Below are 25,827 nucleotides of genomic sequence, written 5' to 3' on the forward strand. Positions count from 1 at the left end.
AGGGCCGGGACAGCAAAACCCCCGGCAAGCTTTCGCTTGCCGGGGGTTCCAACTTGACTAAATTGGCGGGCGCTGGTGTCCGCTGAGGTGGTGTGACAGGTCCTCCGGCCCGAAGGTAGAGGTATTGCTAAGGGTGGTTACCGTTATCAGCCATGCGCGGCTGGATCAAGCAGATGCAGGTCATATACCTCCACCCAGTAGATGCTGTGCGTGCGCAAAAGTGCCAGACTTCAGCCCTCGACGACAATCGATCCTTGCTGAAGCCCGAGCAGGGTATCGCATATGTTCGGCTCAACGGGCCAGCAGCTCATCAAGCAAAAGCAACCGCTGACTTTCTGTCAGAGAATTATGCCAATCCCGCCGACCTGCTCATCGGCTTCAACGCGATACTTGCGGATCTCGTCTACGATCCTGACCCGGCTCTCGCTGAGCCGTTCGAACAAGCAATCGCCGATCTTGGGCGGCATCTCGGCTTCACATCACAGCGTCCGGAGAAGGATTTCAAGAAAGGACCTGACGGTCTGTGGCATTTCGGAGAGGCTGGCCACGCCGTCATCGAGGTGAAGAACAATGCTGTTACTGACTTCATCAAGAAGCACGACCTCGGTCAACTTTCGGTATCAATGAACTGGTTCAACAGCGAATACCCTCAACCGGCTGTTGCCGTACCAGTCATGTTCCATCGCTCTCACAAGCCCAACCACGACGCGTTCCCGCCGCCGGGCGCTCGTGTAGTCACCTCGGCTGGTCTCGAAAAACTCAGAGAATCTGTAAAGGCATTCGCCACGGCAATCTCAGTGGACTCCCAATTTCTCGACCCCGACGCTGTAGGTCGACAGCTATTGCAGAATAGGCTAAATGGGAAAAACGCCATCTTAGCCTTTGCAACAACCACCGTCGCGAAGTTCGATGGCTGATCGCTTCGCTCCTCGGATTAGTGCGCCGCCCAAATCGGACCATATACCGGCTTCCATCTGACCCTTGTGACAAGCTACTTCGTATGACCGATTCCACCCGAAACTCTGGCCTCTCCTACGCCTCCTGGAACGACTAGGTTGCCATGGGGCAACAGAGGTCCGCGGTAGGGTTCCTTGCCGAATGGCTGGAGACCAGTGTCAATGGTCATTAGTTTCTGCCCATAGGCGGCCAGCAGATGTGCCCGCTGGCGGCCAGCAAAACTGCCCGGTGATGGCCAACAGATCTGCCCACTCTGGTTCGGCGGGATTGGCCATCGTCGGGTTTTGTTAGTTCAGTTGGGTGACTCCTTTTCCGGCGAGGGCCTGGGTGAGGCGGATGGAGTCGCCACTGGTTTGGCAGACGTGGGCGTGGTGCAGGAGCCGGTCCACGGTGGCGGTGGCCAGGGTTTTGGGCATGAGCTCGTCAAAGCCCGCAGGGTGCAGGTTCGAGGAAATCGCGACGGAGCGCTTTTCGTAGGCGGCGTCAACGACCCGGTAGAGGCCTTCGGCGGCGTCGGTGGCCACGGGCAAAAGGCCGATGTCATCGATCACGACCAGTTCGGCACGAAGGATCCTGGCGACGGCCCGGGTGACGCTGTCGTCGGTGCGGTGGGCGCGGATCAGGGCGCCGAGGTCCTCGAGCCTGAACCAGGCAACGCGCATGCCGGCTTCGACGGCTTGCTGGCCCAGGGCTTCGAGGAAGAACGTCTTTCCGGTGCCGGAGGGGCCGCAAACGACGAGATTCTCTCTGCGGCCGATCCATTCCAGGGTGCGCAGGGCCTGCTGGGTCGGAGCGGGGATGGAGGAGACTGTCTGGTCCCAGACATCGAAGGTCTTGCCTGTGGGAAAGCCTGCTGCTTTGCGGCGGGTGGCCAGCATGGACCGGGCCCGGCCGGCTGCTTCTTCGGCGAACAGGGCCTTGATGATCTCGGCCGGTTCCCAGCGCTGGGCGCGGGCGGTCGCGATGAGGTCCGGCGCCAGAGCCCGGGCGTGGGGCATCTTCAGCTGCCGCATCAGCGCTTCGAGGTCTGCGGGCAGGGCCGGGGCGCTGGTGTTCGTGGTGCTGACCGGGCTCATCGGTTCTGCTCCTTCACAATTGCGGGACCCGCGCCCAGCCCGGCCCAGGCGCCGGTGCCCTGGGTCAGGGACCTGGTCTCGTCCGCGGTATGGGTGGTGGTGCGCCTGACGTTGGCGTTCAGGATCGAGGCCAGATCGCCATGGGCGAAGCGGCCATTGAGTGCGGCGTCGCCCAGGGCCCGATCCACCGCCTCGGTACCGGCGATTTTCGCCAGCGTCACGGCCTCGGCCATTTTCACGTTCATCCTGGCAGTCCCGGCCGCGGCAGCCTCCAGAAGCCAGGTCCTGGCGCCCTCGCCGATGGCCAGAAACTCGGCCTCGCCGGCGTTGCGGGCTTTCACGGCGTAGTCGCCCGGGATCCTGGTCCTGGCCCCGGGGAAGTGCTCATCGATAATCGCGGGGCTGCCGGGCCTGGCCCGGTCGTGGCGTGCGACTTCGACCGGACCGGACGGGCCGTGGTGGACGATGATGATCTGCTCGTCGGGCCCGCCGCCGTGGGCACGGACGAACACCCGGGCCCCGAGCAGGTGCGCGGGCACGGAGTACTGGGCGTTCTCGAAGGTGACCATCGGGGTGTTCTCCGGAACCGTGCGGGCCAGCCCGAACGCGACCGTGTGCGCGGTCTCCGGGATGCGGTGCAGCCGGGGTGATTCCTCGGCCAGCAGGGCCGCCGGTTTGCGGCGGGTCGCCCGGTGTTCCCGGTTGTTGACCTCATCGATGAACGCCTGGCAGGCGGCCTCAAGTTCGGCGAAGGAGGCGTACTCGGGCCGGAGGTTGGTGTCCGTGGGCACGAGGTCGGCTTTGGCCAGTTTCACCGACGCTTCAACGCCGCCCTTGGTCGCGGGGTCGGCCGGCTGGCAGGTCAGCACGCTGATCCCGTAGTGCCGGGCGAAGTCCAGGGTCTGCTGATTCCGCACCGGGACTCCTGCGACGTGGGCGGTGGTCACGGTCTTTTCGTTGTCGGTCAGGACATAGGTCGGTGCCCCGCCCAGGATCCGGAAGCACCGGTCCAGGGCGGCGAACACGCTGGGCGCGGTCCGGTCACGCAGCGGGATCACGATCCGGAACCTCGAGAACGCCAGCCAGGCGACAAACAGGATGGTCTTCACCCCGCCGATCCGCGGCCCGTCGCCGAAGTCGTACTGCAGCCACATCCCCGGTTCGGTGATCCATGGCCGGTGGACGCGGGTGTGGCCCAGCCGCCACGCGGCCTTGACCTGCGCGATTGCCCGGCGGGTGGACCGCTCAGAGCCCGCATAACCCAGGGCGAGGAGCCTCTCGTGGGCTTTGTCGGCGCGGATCCGTCCCTTGGACGCCTCGATCCATTCCTCAATTTTGGGCAGGTACGCGTCGGTGACCCGGGGCCGGGGCGCCGGTTCGGCGATCGGCCGGCCGGCGTCCCGCGCCGCGACATGTCTGGCAACAGTGTGGTGCGAGCATCCCGTGAGCTCCGCTGTTGCCCGTAGCGATCCGGTCAGATCGTAGGCAGCAAGAATTTCCATGATTTCTCCGTCATGCTTCATACAGGGCCTCTTCCTGAGTGACTTGGTGCGTCTAGACACCGTCATCAAATCCCGGGGAGAGGCCCCCGCCGCTTAAGACGCAGCAGGTTCAGTAAGGAAGTGGGCAGATCTCATGGCCACCGGTGGGAAGTTTTACTGGCCGTCAGTGGGCATTTTCGTGGCCGCCTACGGGCAGTTTTTCATGGCCGCTAACAGACCAGCCCTCGCGCCGCGCAGTCCGTCTTGTTGAGTTCTCAGGGCACAGAGATTGAGCAGGAGATCGTACCTGGGATCCTGGCTTGCTGTCCGGACGTATCGGTCGGCGTTCTGGAGGACGTCGTCTCGACGGTCAAGTCCGGCGCCTCTGTTTTGGCTCTATTTCCGGAGGAGAAAGTGGCCGAGGCCATGGTTGACGCGATCGATCCGGCGGCGGCGGACCTTTGCGTCTCACTCTGGCCCGGCTTCGATGATCTCGAGATGTGGCTCCAAGCGCACGGCGCGGTGCAACTCCCCATCTGGAATGCCCGCCGATCAGAGCTACGTCGAGAGAGTGCCCGCAGTCGTGCGTGTCGCTTTGCCCCGCACGGGGGAAATCATGGACCACGCTAGCGGGTTCAGGCACGGGCGAGGCAAAGATCAAATCGTGCAAACGCTGCAGCTTTTGCATGACAACGGTTACAGATACGAGCCGCAGGACTTGGAGCTGTACGCCTACCGCCTGGGTTATCGCCAGAGCGACGTCCGACAGATTCGAGACTATGTTCAGCGCATCCGATAGGGGCGGCGGATTGTGACGGGGGCGAATCGCCTTCGAACTGACATCCTGGATATCTGGATTGCCGAAGCGGAAGCTCTACATGGGTAGTGTCGGTACCCCATGGGTCCTTCCGTAACTCCATCCCTATATCCGTCGGCCGCACCTACATTTCAAGCAATGTGGGCTCGGAACAAGCACTGCTAGAAATAGCCACGTTCCGGGCCATACGGGCTCCAGCCCTTCATGTACGGTTTAATCGCGTCGGCATCTGGCTTGGGATCATCCGGTATCCGAATATCCCCGAGCAGTGGGTTCATTGCCGTTGCATGGGTTTCTGCCCACTGCAGCCAGTCAGTGGCTGCGGCGGCATCCGCCAGGTCCATGGATTCGATGTGGCTCCTCATGGCGGCGATGTAGTCGCCGAGCAGCTGCACCCGTTGGAAACGTTCGGCTTGGTCAAGAAGTACTTTGGCACGGTGATCCTCGTTAAGGCGCCCGATGGCACCTTCACGAACTTGTTCCCATTGGCGGCGCTTTTCATCGTCACGGCGCTGCTTTTCGAGCCGTACTTCGACCGCACGGGCGGCTCGCAGTTCGATCTCTTGGAGAACTCGTGGCAACAGCGAATCGGCCCGAGTCGTGTCGGTTTCGGTCCACTCGGATTGCCAGAACGGTGGCTCCAGGCCTGTGAGTCTGATGGTGAGGAAATCAGTCTTGACGAGATCCTCGGTCGGAACCGAATAACCATTTGCTTGCCGTCGAAGTTCGGACGCCTTGAGCACACGAGGCACCCGCTCCGTCGCCTGACTGAAACGCACCTGGACTTCGTCTTCACCAATGCTGACTTTGAGATGACCGTTGGTCCGCCCGTCGTTGTTAAAGCGGCCATAGTGATCCGGCTTAGGCACGGGTACTGCTGCGACTCCATAACCTCGTCGTTCAGCTTCAATAGCGAGTCCTTGGACAATACGTAAGGTCCAGTTCCACCGGGGCGTGTCCATGCCAAGGCGGTCTGTTCGCTGCTGCTTCAGCTTGGCAACGACATCATGGGCCGTGCGAATAGCAGCGGGCACGTCTACCGGGGCAAGTGTCACCAACTGCCACTCCGGACGCCGCTTCAACTCCACGGTGCACGGCTTGTTCCAACTGGTCGTAACGACGAGCTCCATGTCGTCTGGAAACAGTTTCTTCCGCCGGGCGACCGTGACGAGCTGCTTGTATCTTCCGGTTTCCGCCCTCGTGAATTCGATAACGTGTTCAACCACCAGGCGATCCATCATCTTTTCTGTCGCACTCCTGGCTGGAGCCGTCGGCACCCTCGCCGGTACTTGCGCAGGCCGACTCGTGGACCTTGATGCGACCCGCGCCGCCGACCGCTGTCGAAAGTTCGCACCTTCATCTAGGTCCACGTTTTCGACCCGCGGCGACGCCTCATTCGTTGGCGCAGCCAGACGTAGCGCCGTCCGGCGGCCCGACGGCTTCAGCGACTTCACCGCTGTCCCTGTGGTTGTGGCGTGCTCACGCTGTTTGATGACGGGGTCGAAGTCGTTGTGCGCCAGGTAATATTCTCCGCCCGGCAACATGTCGGCCGACCAGCGGCCCCGGCGGCGGTTGATGGCAATGAGGTTTCGGTTGGCCAAGGCCCGAGCCACAAGCTTATGGGCGTTGCCCTCCCATAACGCCTCCGGGCAACCATCGGCTACCCAATGAAGTACATCAACCTGCGGCTGGCTCAAGGGCAGGTATTTACCGGGCACTCTGCCATTCAATGCCAAATTCCGCCCCATGGCTACAACCGCGTCTGATTGTCGGTGGGTACTGCTAGCTTGTGAATTGACAGGCGACTCGCGTCTGCACCACAAGAAAGGAGAAGCCAGCATGGCGAACCACGGCGTCGAGACTTACCACGAAAACGGGCAATGGAAGAACCGCATACAAGGGAATTCCCGAGCTTCGAACACGGCCGAGACCAAGAGGGAAGCCCAAGCTGAAGGCCGCCGCATGGCGCAGGCTCGAGGCGTTGAGCACACGATCAAGAAGCTCGACGGGACCATCGGCGAACGAAATTCCTACGGCAACGATCCACACCCGCCGAAAGGCTGAGGCCTCAGACGCCACAACCACCCAGCATCGACAAGATTAGGCAGGACTAGTTTTGACAGTTGACATATCCGGTTCTCCCACCGATGACCAGCAGGCGGAACGGGTATTCGTCGTTCACGGACGGAACGACGCGGCGCGTGATGCCATGTTCGACTTCCTACGTGCCATCGGCCTCAAGCCCATCGAATGGGAGCAGGCTCTCCAGTGGACGAACCACGCCTCGCCCTACATCGGCGACGTTCTAGACGTTGCCTTCGACAAGGCACAGGCCGTAGTCGTCCTCATGACTCCAGACGAAGTCGCCTACCTCCAACCCGCGTATGGGCACGGCGCCGCGGACACTGAAACCCAGCCGGCGCCCCAGGCCAGGCCCAACGTCCTCTTCGAAGCCGGCATGGCCATCGGCCGGGATGCCCGCCGCACGGTACTCGTTGAGCTGGGCGCCGTGCGGCCTTTCAGTGACGTTGCAGGTCGCCACTCAATTCGCATGAGCAACGACGCAGCGAAACGCAAGGATTTGGCCCAGCGTCTCAAGACGGCCGGCTGCGCCGTCAATTTAGAAGGATCTGACTGGCTCAGGGTTGGAGACTTCACGCCTCCTCCCCCACCCGGAGGTGGCCTTCCTCTTGGACGTCGCGTTCCGAACACCAACAACACTCACGGGGTGAAGCTCGATGCAAGATATCACTCCCGAAGCGGAGGTTCTGATCGGCTCGAAATCATCAACCGTGGGACAGAACCTGTTTTTGAAGTCAACGTGGAGGTGCCTGACATGCCGGGGCTCATTGTTGGCGGCGACGAACCAGTGACGCGGCTGCCAGCGGGAAAGAGTTTCCATGTGTTCGCCGCGCGAACCTTTGGGATGTCGAGGTCTCAGTTCGATGTGATCATCACGGGCCGCACTGCGAACGGAGAACCCGTCCGTGAAGAAGCATTCGTAGATACGGTGGGATGAGATGAGCAGCTATTCAATTCAGATTCCGCTCGATGACGACGGTTTCATGCGGCGAGAATGTCCGCATTGCGAAAATGAGTTCAAGTGGCACCACGGCCCGACCGAAGACCGCCCGCACGGTGAGGTAGATCCTCCCGTCTACTTTTGCCCACTGTGCGGAGAATCCGCTCTACCTGACCAATGGTGGACCCAGGATCAGGTGCAATATCGGCAAGACTTCATGCTGTCGCATCTACACGAAGAGGTCGAGCAGGGGTTCAAGGACACATTCCGTGGCGTCAAAGGCTGGACATACAAGCCGGGTCGGAACGAGGAACCGACACCCGACTCACTCCATGAAACAAACGACATGATGCTGGTCCAGCCCCCTTGTCATCCTTGGGAGCCCATCAAGATTCCGGAGGAACGCGTCGTCCCGATCTATTGTCTGCATTGTGGTCAACCCTTCGCCGTCTAAGTGCCCCGGACAGCTACTTAGTGCACAGGCGTTCGATCTACCGCACGGGTCAAGACTGTAGCGAGTGCCCTGCTGACCCGCGCACAGCGTGCCGGCGCCGTCCGCAGCGACGTCACACCGGACGACGTCATCGCCCCGTCATGCAAGACATCCGCGTAGCCGGCAGCAACTGTGTACAGCTATGTGAAGTTTCAAAGTGGACCATTGTAGGAATAGCCAGGCACCATCTTCATTTCTCCTTCGATAAGAGTGCCGTCTAGCCGGCGGGTCCACAGAATCCCGTCGGCGTCCCGGAACCGGATGCCAATGAGTTCGCCGGGTGAAGAGAATCCTGCTGCCATCGGTAGACGAACATAGTACTTGTCGCCTGAGGTCAAGACGCTGTTGGCGAACCCAAATTGGATTCGAACGCCGCGGCGCCAGCCATTTTTCATTGAGATGGAAAATTGAGACTTGCCATCAATGGGATAGCCACCCACGGAAACGAGGCCGAGCAAATGAATGTCGGAGTGGCTGTCGTTCGAAAGTTCGACATCTACTGCGTAGGCGTCCGGAGACCCTTTATCGTTCGCCCACTCAATCCAATGGCCGTCTGTACACGTCTTCTGGCTTGTCGCTGCGAACATGTCCAAGCTGCGGCTGTCTCTGATCATCCGGACGTGCATCATTCGTGCCTGCGCTTTTAGATCCAGATCCTTGTTGACCATGCGCAGCTGTCTGGATGCCATTCTGAGTTGCGAGGAGGCCAACAGAAGCGCGATTGTTCCCACCAGTGTGGCGCCGACCGTGCCGATTGCCCCAAACGTCTCCGGATTCCATCCCCACTCAGACATAAATAGATTCTATTGGGAACTTGAAAGCCTGGTTTTCAACAACCCAAGGACCCCGATCAGAGTGTTGGAGTCGTTGGTTCCATCGCGACTGTCTGGCCGTTCTGACTCAAAGCCAAGTGCGTCGTCATACGTGCCACCCTTGGCGAGGCTGGCACTGTCTTGTCGAGACGTGTCTCCCATAGCACAGGGCCAGCCCTTGAGAAGCACCAGGTCGTGTAGCCCCGACCCGCCACCTCCATGAGGTCGTGAGCCCCGGCACCTCATTCCCCTGGACGACGACGGACGGAGCGCCCGATGTTTCTGCCAGCGGTGGATCCTGTCAACGCGAGCGAGTTGGCGTTCATGTCTGGATGGTTCCCACTTGGCACTGGAGCGTCGTTCCTCGCTGGATACGCCGACTAACACCGGGGCAAGTTCGCACCAAACTACCGCCGTGGTGGCGGGCCACGCCGCTGCGCATCAGGAATGATGAAGCTCCGACACACATCGCCCAGCGTCGCGGGATCGGTGCGCTTGGTCTGGGCTGGAAGAATAGGATGCCGGTCGAGTTGAACCTGCCGCCATTTAGTCGCAACGGGTTGTTGAGTAGTTAGCATTTACCCCGCCCAGAAGTACCTTTCGTCGGCTAGAGACAGCCTCAGATCGACACCTTGATGAAAACTCGGGCTAACTCCTCGTTAGGAATTGCAGAGAGAAACTTCGCTCGGAGGGACAATCCAATCCGTGCCGGCATCAAGCCAACTTCCACTGGCTGGATTCATAAAACGATGCTGACACGATTTGCCAGTTACTGTGGCCCCGCTGCTGGCTCCTCCCGCTTCCGAGGATTCGGCTGAGAGCGTCGCGACCACTATCTTTGGGTTCTGGAGGGCCGCGATAATCTCAGGAGCGCTGGCCTCATCGACTCTGTCGAACACGACCGGGGTTGTAGTTGGAGCCAGTATTTGCAGTGTCCCACCTTGAGGGATTGCTTCACCTCTAACTCCTGAGAAAACCGCCAACTCGACCATGCAATATTCCGTATTGCTTCCCTTGGGCGAATGCCGCTCCATCCAGGGCCATTTCAGCTTGCACACTGGGGAGCCCGAGCCGTACAGGGCTGAAATCTTCGTCGAGTACAGAACGGGGTTCTGCCGTCCCGCCGTGGTGTTTACAACCGTAACCGAGCCAGCAGGCTTACCACGCAGTTCCGTCACGCCGGGCGGAGACTTAGAAGGATCTTGACTCCAGACGGAACCGACGTACGAATATGAGATTTTCGCTTTGTAGCCAGTCGGGGTTGTGGCCTCAAAGCTATCCGAGAATCCCGTTGCTTCTCCTGCAGCCGACGTGACAAGCGTCTCTACGGTGATGCTCGTGCTTGGCGCCGGAGAGGGCGTTTGGGCTGTCGTTGGCATCGTCGAAAGTTCGGGCGAGGTGGCCACCTGCGCACATCCCGACAGGGTCAGTACCGCCACTACCCCAAGGACCATTCGCGCCATATTTCTCCCAAATTTCATGTGTTCCTCTAGAACATTTGCTGGTGTGGCTTATGTATTGCAAAAATCGGATCGAGTTTTCATCGATGAGCGCAGGCCCAGCCTGGCTGTTGCCGGAGTTCGTGTTCAGTCGGTAAGGGACGGGGATGGCACGCAGGGGATTTTACGCAAGCATCGGTAGTTCACCGAGTAGCGAGCCATTGACTACAGGTGCCCGAGGTTGAACTAACGGATGGACTCGATTTTGTCTTCCTGAAGGCGCATCATTAGGTCTGCCCGCTCCTGCGAAATACGGGACATAACGCCAAAGACCAAGCTCCCTCTGCGAATCCAGAGTTGCCGGTCTGCATCCATCTCCGTGCCTGTCTGAGCGGCCATGGCCCCGTTAATTGTGCTTGAGAACGAGGCGATCTTGTAGATGCGGGGATCTGTCTTGGATTCGATTTCGCATGATTGAATCATCTGCATCGTCGCATCCATGTAGTGTTTCGCTTCATCGGGTGAACTAAACCGTAGGACATTCCAGTACGCCAGGCCCTGCCTGCCGTCGAGTTTGTCGTAGTAATCTGACCCTGCGCTTTCGATCCACGGGATCGATTCCATTTCCAGGTGGCTGGCTATGCATTTGGACAAACCCGCATCGGGCGACTGACCAGAGCTTGCTATTCGCGGTTTGGTATATTTGGCGGCCACAGGCGGACCTCCGTGAGGTGACCATCCCGACCCAAAGCGCTGGGATACCTCTTCCCTTGAGGGAACCATCGACTCGATCGGGGTCGCTTCAAGTGCTGACCCTGGCGACGTCGAACTTGATGATGTGGCTGAGGGCCCCTCCGGGCCCGTGCATCCACTTAGCAGAATACCTATCGCGAAGACTCCGCCGGCGAATCGCACTGCCCCGCGCCCTGCACTCTTGTGTTCCATGAGTAATGTCCCCCGCTCTGGTCGCCACGATGGCTTCAACCAACTAATCCTTGAGGGAATCTAACAGGCCCTGCATGACCAAACTCGCCCCATGAGCGAAGTTCATTCGCTATGTAGCAACAATGGGTGACAACTCCACGAAAAATGAAGACCCGGCCTGTCTCCGCCATTCCTGAGACATACATTCTTGCTGCAGAGCATCGACAGCCAGGAGGCAAATCATGGACAAGCTAAATGAGCCAGAAACACAATCACTGAGCACCGTGCGGGTCCAGCGCCGCAGGCCGCACTACATCGCCGGCACCTTCTGGGCAATCATCACTCTGGGTGCCGTCTTCTACACGTTCTCGTCCGCTCCCGGGCACCTCAATGGCGTCTGGATTGGCCTGATCACTTTGGCGTACACCATCTACCTTTATCGCGGAGGACGCTGGGTCATTTTCTTCTTCTAACAGCCCCCCAACAAACCTCAGGAGAAACGATGAGAAGAACGGTCCAACTTCTAGGAGCGTCACTGGTGCTGGCCTCAACCCTGGCACTCACGGCCTGCGACAGCACGCCGAAAATTGCCGGCAACTGGAAGGCGGACGACGGCACTGCCGTGAAGTCGATCGCCCAAGACGGCCGGTGCCAAGGCATGTTCTACAACGGCACCAAGCCCCTGGACATCGGCGGCGGCATGAGCTGCTCGTTCAGCACGAAGAAGGACGCCAACGGCCGATACAGCCTCGTCGTCTCCCAGCCGCCGAACGAGGCAAGCTACACGGTCGATTTCACCGCTTCAGACCTGACTTGGCTCACGGGTCCTGGCTTCGCGGTGGTCCGGGGCTGTGACCTGCGGTGATGTGTTCTGATTGACCGCTTTTCACGCACTAATGGTTTGGCCTAGTGTCGCCGATGTGGTGTTTATCAGGCGGGTGCGAACGGCGTCCGGGGCGACGGCTGTGCAGATCGCGGAGTATGTGCGAGGTCGTCAGCGGATCGTGGAGCATGTCGGTTCGGCGCATACGGAAGCCGAGCTCGGTGTTCTGCTTGAGCGCGCCCGTGAACTGCTGGAGGATCCGGCCCAGGGCGTCCTTGACTTTGGTGTCGAGCCGACGCCGCCGGTGAAAAGCCTGATTGCGCCTGCAGGACCGGGTTTGTTCGAGGCCGCCGGCACTGCGGCTCCCGACGGTCGTGACGGTCCAGGACGCGTGCTGGGCACGGACTCGCGGATCCTGTTCGGCGCGTTGGCCGGGGTGTTCACGGCGTTGGGATTCGACGGGCTCGGCGACGAGGTGTTCCGCGACCTGGTGATCGCCCGGGTCGTCGAACCCACATCGCTGCTGGATTCCGGCAGAATCCTGCGGGACCTGGGCCGGGCCCCGGCCAGCTACGCGACCATGAAACGCACCCTCGGCCGGGCCGCCAAGGGCAAGTACCGCGACCAGATCGCGACCTCGTGCTTCCAACACGCCAGCACCAGCGGGGACGTCTCCCTGGTGCTCTACGACGTCACCACGCTGTACTTCGAGGCCGAGAAGGAAGACGAGCTGCGCAAGGTCGGGTATTCGAAGGAACGCCGCGTCGACCCGCAGGTCGTCGTCGGCCTGCTCGTGGACCGGGGCGGGTTTCCTCTGGAGATCGGCTGCTTCGAAGGCAACAAGGCCGAGACCTCGACCATGATCCCGATCATCAAGCAGTTCCAGGCCCGCCACGGCCTGGCCGACATGGTCGTCGTGGCTGACGCGGGCATGCTCTCGGCGTCCAACCTGCGCGAGCTGGACGATGCGGACCTGCGGTTCATCGTCGGCTCCCGGATGACGAAGGCCCCGAACGACCTGGCCTCGCACTTCCGCTGGCATGGTGACGCGTTCGCCGACGGGCAGCTGATCGACACGATCACGCCCAGGACCGGGCACCGGAATTAGAACAACGCGGACCTGCGCGCCGAACCCGTCTGGGATCCCGGCACGCACCCGGGTTCATGGCGGGCCGTGTGGGCCTATTCCCGCAAGAGAGCCGTCCGCGACGGCATCACCTGAATATTCGCGCTGTTGGGGTCCATCTTTCGTGTGTTTGGGGGCCGGTGGGCAGAGCGGGCAGTAGCGGTCTTGGGTGCCGGTAGTGGCGTGCTTGGGGGCCACCAAGTTTAGGCTCCTTCCGTCGTGTGTATAGGGCGCACGGCGGAAGGAGTAATCATCAATGGTACGGAAGATCAGAGCGAAGCTCGTGTTGCGGTTGCGCGCCGAAGGCCTGTCGGGCCGGGCGATCGCGGCATCGCAGGGAATGTCGCGGAAGAGCATCACGGCGGTGCTGGAGGCTGCCGATGCGGCCGGTGTGGTTTGGGATGATATCGCCGACAGCTCGGATCGCGAGGTGTATGCCCGGTTGTTCCCGGGCCGCGGTGAGCATCAAAGCGTGTTCGCGCAGCCGGACTGGGACCAGGTCCACCGGGAGATGGCCCGGGTGGGGGTGACGCTGAAGCTGCTGCATGGCGAGTACGCCGATTCATGCGCCGCTGCCGGTGAGCCGATGATGGGTTATGACCGGTTCTGCAGGACCTACCAGCGGCATGTGTTGGTAACGGGGGCGGCATCCCGGGTCGGGCACAAGGCCGGGCAGACGGTGGAGGTCGACTGGTCGGGGCCCACGATGCAGTTGGCCGATCCGGTCACGGGCAAGGCCAGGACCGTGTATCTGTTCGTGGCATGCCTGCCTTTCAGCCGGTATGCGTTCGTCGAACCCGCCCTGGACATGAAGCAGGACACCTGGTTGCGGGCCCACGTGGCGATGTTCGAGGCGTTCACCGGTTCGGTGCCGCGGATCGTGCCGGACAATCTGAAGACCGGGGTCATCAAGCATCCCCGCGAGGGCGAGGTCGTACTCAACGACGCTTACCGCGAGATGGCGGCGCACTATTCGGCGGCGGTGCTGCCCGGACGTGTCAGGGCACCGAAGGATAAGGCCAGCGTGGAAAACACGGTCGCCCACGTGGCTACCTGGATCATCGCCGGGCTGCGCCAGCGGCAATTCACCTCGTTGCCGGAGCTCCGGGCCGCCATCATCGAGCGGGTGGCGGCCTACAATGCGGAGCCGTTCCAGAAGCGGCCCGGGTCCAGGGCCAGCGTGTTCGCAGCCGAGGAGCAGCCGCTGCTGACGGGGTTGCCGGCGGCGGCCTACGAGATCAGCAGATGGGCATACGGACGCCGGGTGGGCCGGAACGGGCACGTGGTCTGGGAGAGGAACTACTACTCGGTGCCCTTTGCCCATATCGGCACCACGGTGGACCTGCGGATCACCGACCGGGTGATCCAGGCCTACCGGGGCACCGAACGGCTGACCAGCCACCTGCTGCTGCCCGAGGGCGCGGCCAACGAGTACCGCACCAACGACGCCGACCTGCCCGCCGGCGAGAAGTACCGGCAGTGGGACCCGCCCCGGGTGCGGGAGTGGGCCGGACGGATCGGCCCGGCAGCGGTGACCGTGGTCAACCGGATCTTCGAGTCCGTCCGGGTCGACGAGCAGGGCCTGGACGCGGCACTGGCCGTGTTACGGCTCTCCCGGCGCTACTCGACCGAACGCCTCGAGGCAGCCTGCCGGCTTGCGTTGGCAGGGCGTGTGCGGTCCCCGCGGTATGCGCATCTGCAGCCGATCCTGGCCACAGAGCAGGACAAAGCCGCCGGACTCAGGCCACCACGGGATGAACCGGCCGAACACGGCGGATACGTCCGCGGCGCCGAATACTACGCAGGCGGTGCCAAGTGAGCGGGATCGATATCGAAACCAAACGCAAGCTCCGCGAGATGGGTGCCGCCCCGATGCTGGAGGCGCTCGAGGCCCAGGACGAGACGCTCGTGCTCGGCATGGCCTTCGAGGAACGGCTCCGCCTGGTCGTCGACGAGGCCCACTCCGGGTTCAACCACGCCAAGGTCGAGGGACTGATCCGGCGCGCCGGGCTGCGCTACCCCGGCGCGGACCTGCGACGGCTCGACCTGGTGGACGAGCGTGGTCTGGACCGGAACGTGATCGCCCAGCTCGGCACGTGTTCGTTCATCGAACGGCAGCAGAACGTCGTGTTTCAGGGATTCACCGGATCCGGGAAGTCCTACCTGGGGTGCGCTCTGGCCAAGCAGGCCTGCCAGCACCGGATCCGGGCCCACTACGTCCGCATGCCCGACCTCGAGGAAGCCTGGGCCCTGGCCAAGGACAAACCACAGGGACAAACCAAATTCCTGAACAAGTACGCGGCCTTCACCCTCCTCGTGATCGACGAATGGCTTCTCGACCACCCCGACGAAGGAATGCGCAGCATGCTCCTGGAACTGCTCGAGCGCCGGTACGACACAGCATCAACCGTGTTCTGCACCCAGTACGCCAAGAAAGACTGGCACCAACGGCTCGGCTCCGGGGTCCACGCTGATGCAATCATGGACCGCATCGTGCACAACACCATCTGGGTCGATACCGGCAACCACAACATGCGCCAACACGCCACCATGAAGCAGTAAGAAAACGTCGGTGGGGGCCCGTGGCCCCCACAACCTCGGCCGCTGGCCCCCACCGGCAATATCAATGGCCCCGAAAGGCAATATCGAATGGCTTCCAAACCTTCAAATACTCAATCACCCTCACCGCCCAAGAGAACCGGGCGCGGGAGGTCATCGAAGGGCAGAAGACGGCCCGGACCCCGCGCTTCGTCAAGACCACAGGCGGCAAACCCAGCCTGGATGAGGCATCACTGACCCGAGCCCGGCAACTGGCCGGCCTGAAGGGCTACGTGACGAACATCCCGGCAGCGGTCATGCCCGCCACAGAGGTCATCGGCTCCTACCACGAGCTGTGGCACGTCGAGCAGTCCTTCCGGATGAGCAAAACCGACCTGCGGGCCAGACCCATGTTCCACCGCACCCGCGACGCGATCGAAGCACACCTGACGATCGTGTTCACCGCCCTCGCCGTCTCCCGCACCGTCCAGAACAGAACAGGACTCGCGATAGCCAACGTCATCAAACAGCTCCGGCCCCTACGCTCGGCCACCATCGCCATCAACGGCACCACCCAGACCTTCGCCCCCGCCATCCCTGCCGAACAGCAAGCCATCCTCGACGCCATCCCCAGCCCAAAACTCACGCACTAAGCAAATGAGCCAAGTCAGGCCAACGGCCGATACAGCCTCGTCGTCTCCCAGCCGCCGAACGAGGCAAGCTACACGGTCGATTTCACCGCTTCAGACACCGCGGCGGCATCGTGCACTGCATCCTCCCCGATGGCCGAACCGTGGGACTAGTGCCGAAGCTTGGACTTCTGCGCCGGCAGCTATGTCATTGGCCATCTTTTCCGCATGATCGATGAAGCCGGTCAAGATGAAATCAGCCGAATTCACTGCCCGGCGGCCCCCGGCAAGCCGATCCCAAATGAAGGATTGATGGGCGGCTGCTCAGCCGTGCGGAACTTTGCGGTTCTCCTGGCAAGCCCAGCGCACCATGAATGGATCCGACCGAGGTTCAACGATTCCCTTCAACAAGAGGACGCAGGAAGCGGGCGTCGTCAACACCCCGAGAGAGACGGCCAAGGAGTAACCGGATTGTCAGGGTGGTAATCATCGAAGAGGCCCGAGGAAGAGGAGGGAGAGACACTGGCAGGCTGTTCTACAAGCGCACCAGTCGCAAGATCCACGGTAAAAAATCTGTCAGGAAGCTTTCCTACTGGCATGTGTGCGTACCACAGCACTCCATTGAGCATCGCTATGTTGCTTCGACTATCCGGGGGTGCCCCCAGACCCACCTCGCGCTGCAATTGTAGACTGTCGTCCAGCCGGACATCCCAAAGAACAGCGCCTGTGGCCGCCGAGATCGCCGTTAATCGGCGTACATATCCAAATGGCCCCTTTTCCGTTTCATCCTTGCGGACAATCTTGTCGCCAGCCAAAAGGCCACCATCTGGATACGTCCAATTGACACGACCGGTTGCCAAGTCAAGGTTAACAAATGTACTTCCGGGAATTTCGTCATTCCTAGTTTGGAGAATGACGCTACTTCCAAAAACTCCCATGAGGGCATAGCCATTTGAATGAATCTCATCGATCGACTTCCCCCTCTTGAACCAAGATGCAGACTGGGGAGAAGCCGCAACAGCCAGGTTGAGACTCTTGCAATCCTGTGTCCATGAATTGCCAGGCCCTATGAGATTCAACCGCTTATTTTGCGTCGCGGTCGACGCGGCTGGATCAAAACTTAGGCCACCAGGAACACTTGCCCGCGAGGGTTGGGGCGAGCTGGGCGCCCCACTCATGGGGGTGACGGTGGATGAAACTTGCCCGGCAACAGTAACGACGAGGAAAGTCAAAGCTGTTGCAAAAACCAGCCCGAATGTTAGCTTGGCGAACTTCTTGTAGCGCTGCTTTTCCTCGGGATTCGGCAGCGAGCCTCGGCCTCTAGCTAGTGGTCGGGCTTGTTGCGTCCTTGGTCCTGGCATTCCAAATCCTATGGTTATGGCAAGCGCAGCGAGGCCGTCGCGCGCAGAACCTGATCGGTGATGGCCCTTAGGGTGGCCGCGGTGTCTTTCGCCAGTTCAAGGGTCGGGTCGATAAGCTCGACCGCGGTTTGCGTGCGACGGCTATCGCGCCATGCTTCGTTTGTTCCGTCCCAAGCTCGTCGCAGGTCGGCGGCTGACCGCTCCATGTCCGCGAGGACCGAGTCAAGTCTGTTCATGGTCTGGTCCGTTCACTTACGACGGCTGGGAGGCGGGCGATTCCCAACTGCCTCGCCACCTGGAGGCGGTGCCTGCCTCCAATGACTTCATAGGCGCCGTCGGGCTTCGTGTCGAGCCGGATTGGGTCAGATCCGAGGAAGAGGTCCCATACATGGGCAAGCTGCCGCATTGAATTGGCAGTTTCCCCGGACGACATGTCTCGATTGGCCAGTTCTTCCCGCCCGCCCCCTTGCTCAATGACTTTCATGATGACCTGTTCCCACTTTTCACAAGCCCAAGCATAATCAGCCTGCTCTGCTTTCCAAGAGAGAATCGGATTGTCCGCGAAGTCAGCCGCGTTTACGTCGATCATGCGCATTCCCCTGCCATTCAGAAGTGAGTGAAGACCTGAGACCTCTGCCGGACCGACGTGTTCACCGGAGGATTCCCCTCCCAAACTCACGCTGGTCCCACTGGAACGCCATGCGTTGGTTGCGTAGACGGCAACTGCTTCATCGAGAAACGTCAGTCTGGTTCTGGCGCGCAACCCCAGTCTGTTGATTGATTCTCTGAAGCGGGCAGACAGAGCCGAAAACCTTGATGATGCCTCCCGGATTTCCTGAACAGCCTTCTTTGATACGTAGAGCCTGCGGCTGCAAGCATCTCGTTCGCGCACCAGATGGCGCAGTTCCGTGTCTGGGGCGTCCTCGATGTCGCGCTGGGCGCGCTGCAGGCGCTGCTGGCGGCTCTGGCACTCGGTCTCTGCGTATTGGAGCTGGGTTGAGAGAGCGGAGCGATATTCGTCCATCGCACGCAACACTGAATCGACGTATTTCCGGTGAGCCCGGTCGGCTACTCCGATGGCTTCCCGGCTCGTATGCGCTAACCCCAATGTCAGTGCCCCAGGAAGACGCGCAGCTGCTGGGCTTTTTTGTCGATCTCACGCGCTTGACCGTCGAGTTTTTGCGATGCGGTCGTGATGGTTCTGAGTATTGTTCCAAGTTGCTCGTCCACCCGGCGTTTGACTGGATCGTCCCAATCAAGGGAACGGAGGGTTGCCTCGACCTTCCTCTTGAGGTCTCCGATCTGTTTTTCCGTTTCTCGAACTTGCTTCGCGAAACGTTGAAGATCGTCAGGATTTGCGTGGACAGTGGACATGACTACTTCTCTTCTCTCGGCGTACGGGTCTGTTCTAGCAGCACCTCTTTGGTCCAAATCGGGTCGGGCGTTGCGTAAGCCATCATTCTTCGCTCGACTCCAGCGTCGATATCGGCGTACAGGAGTTGGTTGTCACGCAATTTCGAAGCTGCATCCGAATCAAAGAGCCTCCCGGAGTCCTCCCGGCCCATACGCGTTCCGAGAATGTGGTTGAAGTGGTCCTGCGTGGCGCGGTTGAAACGCCGTTCAAGTGCGGTGACGCTTTCCGTCCAGGCGATCACATGTATTCCGACTTCAGGTCCGTTCCGAAGAACTTCCTGTAAAAGTTCGTCGGGCGAAGGAGCTCCAGTCTCATCGTCGAGGGACGAGTACGATTCGCTGCTCAGATCTCGTGCGCGATGGATTCCGTACAGACAAAGAACTCTGGCAGGGGATCTGTCGTCGTCCTCGTCGATGCGGCGCTTCGTCTCCCTGACGAGCTCCTCAAGGACGGCGAATAGCCTTCGAGGACGCAAAAGCTCCAGCCGACCAGTCTCAACGTGGTCAGAAAGGCGGCGATCTATGTCTTCGTCGATTGATATGAAATTTGCAAAATAGACTTTTGCGGTCGCGGTTCCGGCGAGGATTGAAAGAAGCCCGACGCTAAGGATCCCAAGTGGGGTTTCGTTTATGTCACGGGCTACTACAAGCACGTTGGATCCGCCCTCGCGCCGGAGGAGAATATTCGCCGGACCTGCGAGAGTCATCGTTCGGCCGACCCGAAGTGAAAGAACATGAGGGTTTGGCGGCAGAACGTGGGTCCTGAATTCGTAAGGTGGTTCAGATTCAAGGCTCGCCGGTTTGAACCCTTCAAAGACGACGGGTTGACGCGCGTAGCCTTCGGCCGTTGCCTTGTCGCGGAGCTTTTCGAGGCGCTCGATTCGATCGGCATCTTCCTCAAACGCGCCGAGAAAGACGACGTTGCCTTCAACCGCCCCTCCCATGTGGTTAAGGACGCCCTCCCCGGGTTTTGAGATGAGTTTCCAGCCCTGGTTCGCCTCACCGAGCACGAGGTCCGCGTCTTCCCGCGTGCTGCCCAAAAGCAAGCGCACTGGAAGAAGATCGAGTGTCTGCCGGGGCAGGGCGGTCATTCCAGAGAGAGTTTGCGAAGCGAGAAGGACATGGACTCCGAACCCTCGACCTTGGCGGATGATCGTTTCCATAAGTTCCGCAGACTTGGCTGCGATCTTGTCTTCCTGGGCGAACAAAACGTGGAACTCGTCGAAGACCAGCACGATCCGCGTCAGCTTTTCGCCTCCAAGATCCCGAATATTCGAGAAGGTCGTCTGCTGGCCTCCCGTGGAGCGGAAAATCCTGCCGCGGCGTTGCATCTCTTCCACGATCGATTCAAGAACGCTGAGACCGAACTCCCGTTCGGATTCAATCGCGATGCACCTCGCATGGGGCAGCTGCATCTGGGCATAGGCGGCGAACTCCACGCCCTCCCGAAAGTCGATTAAGTAAAGCTCAAGCTCCTCCGGTGAATACAGCATAGTAAGGCCGGCCAAGTAGGTGTGCAGAAGAGTGGATTTGCCAGAACCCATCCGGCCGATCAGGAAACCTCCAGCCATTGAGCTCGAATCAAACCGTACGAGCGCAACATCTCGTGCGCTGCTGGGCCCAACCGGGGAAACGCAGGCGTCCCGCGAGCTAGATCTCCACCACGTTTCGGGCGAGTCCGTACTGACCGATGTCGTACCTTCGGGAATGTCGCTTCGAACTTGGGCACCTACCGCTTGACCAAAGCGGGCGTGTGTTTGGTTCAAGTCGACCCATACGTCTGCGGCTGCGTTCCCTTCGCGGCCTACCTTGTCAACAACGAAATCGACAAGATCCTGCCCCTTTCGTGCGCCAAGGAGTGCGATTGGGTCAGCGTCAAAGTGCAGAAGGGGCAATTTTCCCTCGAAAGGATGACCGGCGAAACTCTCCTCGTTCACCAGTCTGATCCCGGGAAGATCGGAATCCTTCACCCCATAGTTGGCTTTAATCCCACTATTCGAGACGACAACCGTGAACACCCCGCATCGAGGTCCGTTCTCCATGATGCGCTTGAGCTCGAACTGGGTCTCCTCGGTGAATTGGGCCGGAAAATCAAAAACGACCAAGACCCGGTAGTTTTCAGCAATTTCACCCGCCGCGGAGTTGTACTCGGCGATCGTTGAATACTCTCCCCGAAGGTATCGCGTGATCACATGTTCGATATGGGTGGTGAGTTCGCTTAGCTGCTTCACCAAGTCAGCTGACGACGACCAGACCTTGCCGCCAATGAAATCCTTGTTGTGATCGCCCAGCGCAAGGAACGGGCCGACAGAGTCCCCAAGGCCCATCGGATCAAAGACGGTCAACGTCAATTTTCCTGCGGGAAACGCAGCCAACAGTCTCAAAATCAGAGCCCGCACAGCGGACTGAGCGGCCTCGCGTCCGGATGAATCATGTTGGTAGACAAGTCGACCGTTTTCCTCAAACGACATCAGAGCAGGATAGGAAAAGTGTGCTGGGAGGGCTTCGGAGTAGGCTGACTCCGGCCGCGGGTGTACCAAGGTCCCCAAACTGACAATCTGCGGGCCCAGAGGCGGCGTCCAATCCTCCCAAAAAGTAGGGTCAAACCCAGAAATGGCCGTCGGACCTATTTCTCGCTGAGCCTCGTCGACATGACGCCGCTGGGCCGTGTAATCAGAAATGACCCGAGCCGACAAGCGCGCCGCAGCGGCATCAAACGCCTCCTTCTTGCGGTCGATTCCTTCTTCCAGTACATCGGCCAGTGCGAGCGCACTAACTCGATAGGACTCCAACTCCTGAATGTAACCTCTTAAGTCGCTACGGTCGGAACCGTCGAAGAACATCTTCGCATCCATCGACTTCCGCGCACTTGTAGCTTTCTGAAACAGATCTCGGACTTCCGCAAACGGCAGAGACTTCTCATCAAGCGTTGACAAATCAGGAAGTCGAGAGGATTCCGGGCTGACATCTATCGACTGGACGATTTTCCAGGCACGCGACGACAACGTAAAATTCTCGAAGATTTGGCTGTCGATTTGCGAGGCAAACTCGTCCAAGGCACGGATCTTGGCTCTGTCCTTGTCTATCGAACAAAAAGTCGCGAACTCGACCTCAAAGTCTCGCCGGAAATCCTCTTGACTCTGTAGAAATTCGGATGTAAAAGAAGTGCCTGACACTGTTTTCATACCCCCAGGAATGGAGACGGTCCGCGCCGTCGTCGTCATTGGCAAAATATTAGGTCAGAAACGGTGAATCTTGGCAACATGACGCTGTGGACAACCTGAGTGTCGATGTGTCGCTGCTGGAAGCTGGCGGCGCGCTGGTATTTTTCCAGTATGGGCGCTTGGTGCCGCGTCTTTGAAGTCATGTTCAGTGGCAATGACCGACCTGGTCGGGTTCGTCGGCCATCGGGAAATCCGTCCAAGCCTCCACGATGAACCGGGCTGGACCGCTGCCGGGTTCGCCGGTGCGCCGGCCGGTAACGGCGGGTCATCCCCTCCATGTTCGCCCACACCTTCCTGATCGTCATCCGTGTGTTTAACGACGAAAAATGCACCTGGGCCAGAGGGCGCTCTGGAACGGCGATTATCTGCCGAAGAGCATCGATGACTTGGAGGAGACTCCCGGAGATTCTGACGGGATTCTTTGGCTTCGGGTCCAATTGGTTGAGCAGGCTTCGTGTTCGAGATTGCCACACCCTACTGTGCCTGCGTGCCGACACTGATCCGGCAAAGCTTGTCCGACTCGAACATAAAGTCGATTGTGCCGTAGTCGAAGCGCCTGGTAGTCGAAAGCCTCCCTTTGGTTGCCGAGTCGAAGAGAGGATTTTTGTATGTCCAAACAACATCCGTCATCGAACTGCTCCAGTTAATCCCCTTGGAGGTTCCGTAAGGAAACGAAACGGGAAAATTTGAATTCGTCGGGCACGAGTTGTAGAAGAATATCCGCTTGGCCTTGTATGAGGGGGCTTCAAAAAAGATCTGGATACCCTTCGATGGGTAGTCAAAGTATGTCGAAGCAGGGTCCCCGGCCAGGGCAGGAAAAGTTTGAACCCCCTCGGGCTTTCCGAGGATATTTTCGAGCTGAGACTGCGAGAGTCCGAGAACGACCTTCAACCAACCAATTCCTTCCACAATGACTTGGCCGTCCGAGGCTTGCACCGAAGATGCGGACTGAGCGGCAGATGCCGACGATGAGGCGGAAATTGGTACCGAATGCGAATTATACGATTCGACGCTAGTCGTCGGAGATGAATCTATCGCTGAGGTGACGGGCGCGGATGGACCCGCACATCCACTCAACAAGATGCCTAGACCGAAAACGCCGCCAGCGAATCGCCATACTCTGTGCCCTACACACCAATGTTCCATAAGTGATGCCCCCTGCTCTGGTCGCCACGATGGCTTCAACCAACTACTCCTTGAGGGAATCTAACAGGCCCTGTTTGACCAAACTCGCGCCGTGAGCGATATACCTGCGCTATGTAGCAAGAATGGGTGACAACTCCAAGAACGAAAATCCGGCCTGTGCCCACCATTCCCGGGTCCTAAATTTGCTGCACACGACATCGACAACCGGGAGGCAATCACGGACAAGATCAACCAGCCGGAAACGCAATCAATTACGTCCACGCGGGTCCAGCATCGTCGGCACTACATAGCCGGTACGTTCTTGGCATAGATCGCCGTGGACCCTTGCAGTCTACGCGTTCTCTTCGGCGCCCGGGCACCCCAATGGCATCTGGATGAGCGTGGCGTGTCCACGGGACTTCGCCTTCGCCGATTGCGAGGTGATAAAAGGTAGGCCACCCATCGATCAAGCTCCGCGGCCGGCCTGTAAGCTCCCGCATTCCATGTCACGTGCTGTCGATTTTGCTGCGCCAGCCCCAGAGCGTGCTGCTGTTGCATCGATGCCCGCAATTTGGCGTTGTGCTAGCCAGACCACGGCGAAATACGGTGCGGGCGTTGTAATGCGGTGCGGATCTTTTGTACTGACGATAGCAACCAGGCCGGCTCGTTCACGGCGGCCAAATCTTTTTCCAGCTCCCTAAGCGCATCCGCTTTCTGAATCCTCTCACGAACACTGGCTATGGGGTCTGCAGATCTATCCGGGCCGGCAAGCTCGGTTCGGACCCTGTCCGCGGCAGCCTGAAGGCTGTTCCTCTGGGAAGCGGACCTGTGGACAGCGTCCTCCGCCAAAGATAGTGGTAGTTCGGCGCACTCCCTGTAGTAGTGAAGCAAGTCGGCGGCAGCAAGGAGTTTGAGCGGCCCTCTAGCTTCATCAACCCGTTGCCTTGCGGATTCGCTTTCACGGGCAATTCCACTTAGCCGATCATCCGTTGGCCTGACGTTCATGACACGTTCTAGGACCAATCCAAGTTCATTGCCGGCAATCCGAGAGATCGCTACCGGGCCGTCATCCGCATCGCACACGCTCTCGATAATCGGCGCGACTCTTGCCGCCGCATCGGGAGACAACGTGGCAGCCAGTTCAGGCGCAGCGCGCAAGGCTGCCTCCAAAGAACTCGTGTCGCCGCCCATATTTACGGTCATTACGACCAGCTCGGGACATTCGGCGTGGAGTTCCTGGGTCGCATCGAGGATTTCAAGTCCGGACTGTATGTCTCTAAGACTCGTCGATGTGCGGGCTCCGAGAAGGGCAGCGCCGACTGCGGTTGACGGGAAGTGTCGGGTACCATACTTAACGGCAAGACGGAAATCTAGGAGTGCCTCCGCTGCTCTACCCAATCGGACTTTTGCGAGCCCGGAATACGCATGTGCTGGTGCAAAGTAACGATCTTCTGCCACCGAGAGAGCCAGTTCCTCCAGAGCGTCGTCCGGCCAGTCGTTTTGGAGCGCGTAGATCCCGCGCCGGTAAGCTTCCGCGGCAGAGGTGGAGCGTGGGTTGCGCAAGGCGTCATCGATTGAAGACGTGTTCCTACTGAGCTCGGCCACTCCGGAAGCAATCAGCTCGAGATCTCGATCAAGCAGTGTGGCAACGGCAGTGAAGTTGTCACCCAAACTACGACCGAGCTGTTCGATACCCGCCTGAACGCCGGAATTACCTCGCATCACCCCCTCAGCAATGAGAGAGACACCGCGCTCCGAATCTTGCCAGTTGTAGGAAGTCTCACGCCAGTGAGACCGCAATGCTGCGTAGACCTCGTTCTGAAGACTCACCCCGGTCATTACGCCGTCTCTCCAACCCGTGTTACGCGCCCGACTCCAAATGGGCGATCCTCCAGAAGCACAGCGAACTCAAGACCGGACTCCAGAATTGCTGGCCCACGGAGGTCAACCCGCACCATTGAATCCACGCCCGCTTCAACCAGCACGGCCCCATCGACAGCAGTCATCGTGCCGGTGACCTGCGCGGAACGAATGGCCAGCTGAACGACGGTGCTTGGAAAGATCTGACGGTCAAGACCTCCTTCGTATGAAGTCAAGAGCCGAACAGAGGCTTCAAAATGCCTGTATGCCGCAACTGTCCCGACAGCAGCCAACACTGCCCCGGGCTCGATCTGCTCCTTACGGATCTTCGGAAGCAAGATCGAACGCATCTGGCCCGCGGACGCAACGCCATATTTCTTCCCAAAGAGACCCACCTCGGCGACGCGCGTGCGGGTCCTTCCAATTGGCCCCACTAGTTCGACGTCGTCGCCCTCACTAATGTGGCCCCTTTCGACTGTCCCGACAACCACCGTTCCGCGCCCGGTGATCGTATATACCTCATCAGCCGTGAGCGGCATAAGGAATCCATCCGCGGGATCGTAAGACTTTCCGATCGTTATGGCTGGCTCGATGTTGGGCTCGGACGAAGAGCCATTTCCGCCGAACCAATCTCTAATACCCACCGCTAGCACACCCCTTTTCCCTGGCAGAATCACGCGTTGGACCCTTCTGACTTTCGTCGTCAA

Annotated in this window: 22 protein-coding genes and 2 pseudogenes; 11 read left to right on the forward strand and 13 right to left on the reverse strand. The window is 59.8% G+C overall.

All coding sequences use genetic code 11. From position 1 onward, the window contains the following. Window positions 1–254 precede the first annotated feature (254 nt). Window positions 255–917 (forward strand): hypothetical protein, encoded by a 663-nt coding sequence (locus tag ACSKT0_RS14635; RefSeq protein ID WP_437770452.1) that lies wholly within the window; start codon window positions 255–257, stop codon window positions 915–917. A gap of 327 nt (window positions 918–1,244) precedes the next feature. On the opposite strand, the gene istB is transcribed toward ACSKT0_RS14635, so the two are convergent. From istB to ACSKT0_RS14650, 3 genes are all read right to left on the reverse strand, one after another. Then, window positions 1,245–2,033, reverse strand: a complete 789-nt coding sequence (gene istB, locus ACSKT0_RS14640; protein ID WP_437770453.1) for an IS21-like element helper ATPase IstB — start codon at window positions 2,031–2,033, stop codon at window positions 1,245–1,247. Further along, the gene (istA, locus tag ACSKT0_RS14645) at window positions 2,030–3,556 is read right to left on the reverse strand and encodes an IS21 family transposase (protein WP_437770454.1); all 1,527 of its coding nucleotides are present in this window, start codon (window positions 3,554–3,556) and stop codon (window positions 2,030–2,032) included. Before istA (ACSKT0_RS14645) ends, istB begins: the two co-directional genes overlap by 4 nt. Before the next feature lie 936 nt (window positions 3,557–4,492). Further along, window positions 4,493–6,049 (reverse strand): hypothetical protein, encoded by a 1,557-nt coding sequence (locus tag ACSKT0_RS14650; protein WP_437770455.1) that lies wholly within the window; start codon window positions 6,047–6,049, stop codon window positions 4,493–4,495. Between the two features lie 121 nt (window positions 6,050–6,170). Between ACSKT0_RS14650 and ACSKT0_RS14655 the strand changes: the two genes are divergently transcribed. From ACSKT0_RS14655 to ACSKT0_RS14670, 4 genes are all read left to right on the forward strand, one after another. After that, on the forward strand, window positions 6,171–6,395 hold the full coding sequence (locus tag ACSKT0_RS14655) for a DUF2188 domain-containing protein (protein WP_437770456.1): 225 nt from the start codon (window positions 6,171–6,173) through the stop codon (window positions 6,393–6,395). A 52-nt stretch (window positions 6,396–6,447) separates the two neighbouring features. Beyond that, the gene (locus tag ACSKT0_RS14660) at window positions 6,448–7,350 is read left to right on the forward strand and encodes a TIR domain-containing protein (RefSeq protein WP_437770457.1); all 903 of its coding nucleotides are present in this window, start codon (window positions 6,448–6,450) and stop codon (window positions 7,348–7,350) included. Window position 7,351: 1 nt separating this feature from the next. Further along, window positions 7,352–7,807 (forward strand): hypothetical protein, encoded by a 456-nt coding sequence (locus ACSKT0_RS14665; protein WP_437770458.1) that lies wholly within the window; start codon window positions 7,352–7,354, stop codon window positions 7,805–7,807. Between the two features lie 72 nt (window positions 7,808–7,879). Beyond that, complete coding sequence (locus ACSKT0_RS14670; protein WP_437774038.1) at window positions 7,880–7,966, forward strand: hypothetical protein; 87 nt, start codon at window positions 7,880–7,882, stop codon at window positions 7,964–7,966. A 32-nt stretch (window positions 7,967–7,998) separates the two neighbouring features. Here ACSKT0_RS14670 and ACSKT0_RS14675 read toward each other — a convergent pair whose 3' ends face one another. Then, window positions 7,999–8,640, reverse strand: coding sequence for a hypothetical protein (locus ACSKT0_RS14675; protein WP_437770459.1), 642 nt, complete (start codon window positions 8,638–8,640; stop codon window positions 7,999–8,001). A gap of 1,703 nt (window positions 8,641–10,343) precedes the next feature. After that, window positions 10,344–10,811 (reverse strand): hypothetical protein, encoded by a 468-nt coding sequence (locus ACSKT0_RS14680; RefSeq protein WP_437770460.1) that lies wholly within the window; start codon window positions 10,809–10,811, stop codon window positions 10,344–10,346. Between the two features lie 452 nt (window positions 10,812–11,263). Here ACSKT0_RS14680 and ACSKT0_RS14685 point away from each other — a divergent pair, with 452 nt between their 5' ends. The 6 genes and pseudogenes from ACSKT0_RS14685 to ACSKT0_RS14710 form a co-directional block, all read left to right on the forward strand. Next, window positions 11,264–11,494, forward strand: a complete 231-nt coding sequence (locus ACSKT0_RS14685; protein WP_437770461.1) for a hypothetical protein — start codon at window positions 11,264–11,266, stop codon at window positions 11,492–11,494. A gap of 29 nt (window positions 11,495–11,523) precedes the next feature. Beyond that, the gene (locus ACSKT0_RS14690) at window positions 11,524–11,886 is read left to right on the forward strand and encodes a hypothetical protein (protein ID WP_437770462.1); all 363 of its coding nucleotides are present in this window, start codon (window positions 11,524–11,526) and stop codon (window positions 11,884–11,886) included. A 55-nt stretch (window positions 11,887–11,941) separates the two neighbouring features. Beyond that, window positions 11,942–13,063: pseudogene (locus tag ACSKT0_RS14695) on the forward strand (IS1634 family transposase); the annotation flags it as partial. Window positions 13,064–13,226: 163 nt separating this feature from the next. Further along, entirely contained in the window at window positions 13,227–14,789 is a 1,563-nt protein-coding gene (istA, locus tag ACSKT0_RS14700; protein ID WP_437770463.1) for an IS21 family transposase, read from the forward strand. After that, on the forward strand, window positions 14,786–15,532 hold the full coding sequence (locus ACSKT0_RS14705; RefSeq protein ID WP_275216592.1) for an ATP-binding protein: 747 nt from the start codon (window positions 14,786–14,788) through the stop codon (window positions 15,530–15,532). Before istA (ACSKT0_RS14700) ends, ACSKT0_RS14705 begins: the two co-directional genes overlap by 4 nt. After that, window positions 15,496–16,161, forward strand: a pseudogene (locus ACSKT0_RS14710) (IS1634 family transposase); the annotation flags it as partial. The gene ACSKT0_RS14705 and the pseudogene ACSKT0_RS14710, both read left to right, overlap by 37 nt. 410 nt (window positions 16,162–16,571) lie before the next feature. Here ACSKT0_RS14710 and ACSKT0_RS14715 read toward each other — a convergent pair. The 8 genes from ACSKT0_RS14715 to ACSKT0_RS14750 form a co-directional block, all read right to left on the reverse strand. Further along, a complete protein-coding gene (locus tag ACSKT0_RS14715; RefSeq protein WP_437770464.1) occupies window positions 16,572–17,498 on the reverse strand; it encodes a hypothetical protein in 927 nt (308 codons plus the stop codon). A 14-nt stretch (window positions 17,499–17,512) separates the two neighbouring features. After that, window positions 17,513–17,734: a hypothetical protein gene (locus tag ACSKT0_RS14720; protein ID WP_437770465.1), complete on the reverse strand. Its 222-nt coding sequence runs from the start codon at window positions 17,732–17,734 to the stop codon at window positions 17,513–17,515. Further along, window positions 17,731–18,522 carry a ParB N-terminal domain-containing protein gene (locus ACSKT0_RS14725; protein WP_437770466.1) on the reverse strand — a complete coding sequence of 264 codons (792 nt, stop codon included), beginning with the start codon at window positions 18,520–18,522 and terminating at the stop codon, window positions 17,731–17,733. Before ACSKT0_RS14725 ends, ACSKT0_RS14720 begins: the two co-directional genes overlap by 4 nt. A gap of 86 nt (window positions 18,523–18,608) precedes the next feature. Then, the gene (locus ACSKT0_RS14730; RefSeq protein ID WP_437770467.1) at window positions 18,609–18,872 is read right to left on the reverse strand and encodes a hypothetical protein; all 264 of its coding nucleotides are present in this window, start codon (window positions 18,870–18,872) and stop codon (window positions 18,609–18,611) included. A gap of 2 nt (window positions 18,873–18,874) precedes the next feature. After that, entirely contained in the window at window positions 18,875–22,135 is a 3,261-nt protein-coding gene (locus ACSKT0_RS14735; RefSeq protein ID WP_437770468.1) for an FtsK/SpoIIIE domain-containing protein, read from the reverse strand. 474 nt (window positions 22,136–22,609) lie between these two features. Further along, window positions 22,610–23,026, reverse strand: a complete 417-nt coding sequence (locus ACSKT0_RS14740; RefSeq protein ID WP_437770469.1) for a hypothetical protein — start codon at window positions 23,024–23,026, stop codon at window positions 22,610–22,612. An 816-nt stretch (window positions 23,027–23,842) separates the two neighbouring features. Continuing rightward, on the reverse strand, window positions 23,843–25,099 hold the full coding sequence (locus tag ACSKT0_RS14745) for a hypothetical protein (protein ID WP_437770470.1): 1,257 nt from the start codon (window positions 25,097–25,099) through the stop codon (window positions 23,843–23,845). Then, window positions 25,099–25,827: an EF-Tu/IF-2/RF-3 family GTPase gene (locus ACSKT0_RS14750; protein ID WP_437770471.1), complete on the reverse strand. Its 729-nt coding sequence runs from the start codon at window positions 25,825–25,827 to the stop codon at window positions 25,099–25,101. The genes ACSKT0_RS14745 and ACSKT0_RS14750 overlap by 1 nt, the downstream gene beginning before the upstream one ends.

The sequence above is a fragment of the Arthrobacter sp. KNU40 genome (genome assembly GCF_051515115.1).
In the GTDB taxonomy this organism is placed as follows: Bacteria; Actinomycetota; Actinomycetes; order Actinomycetales; family Micrococcaceae; genus Arthrobacter.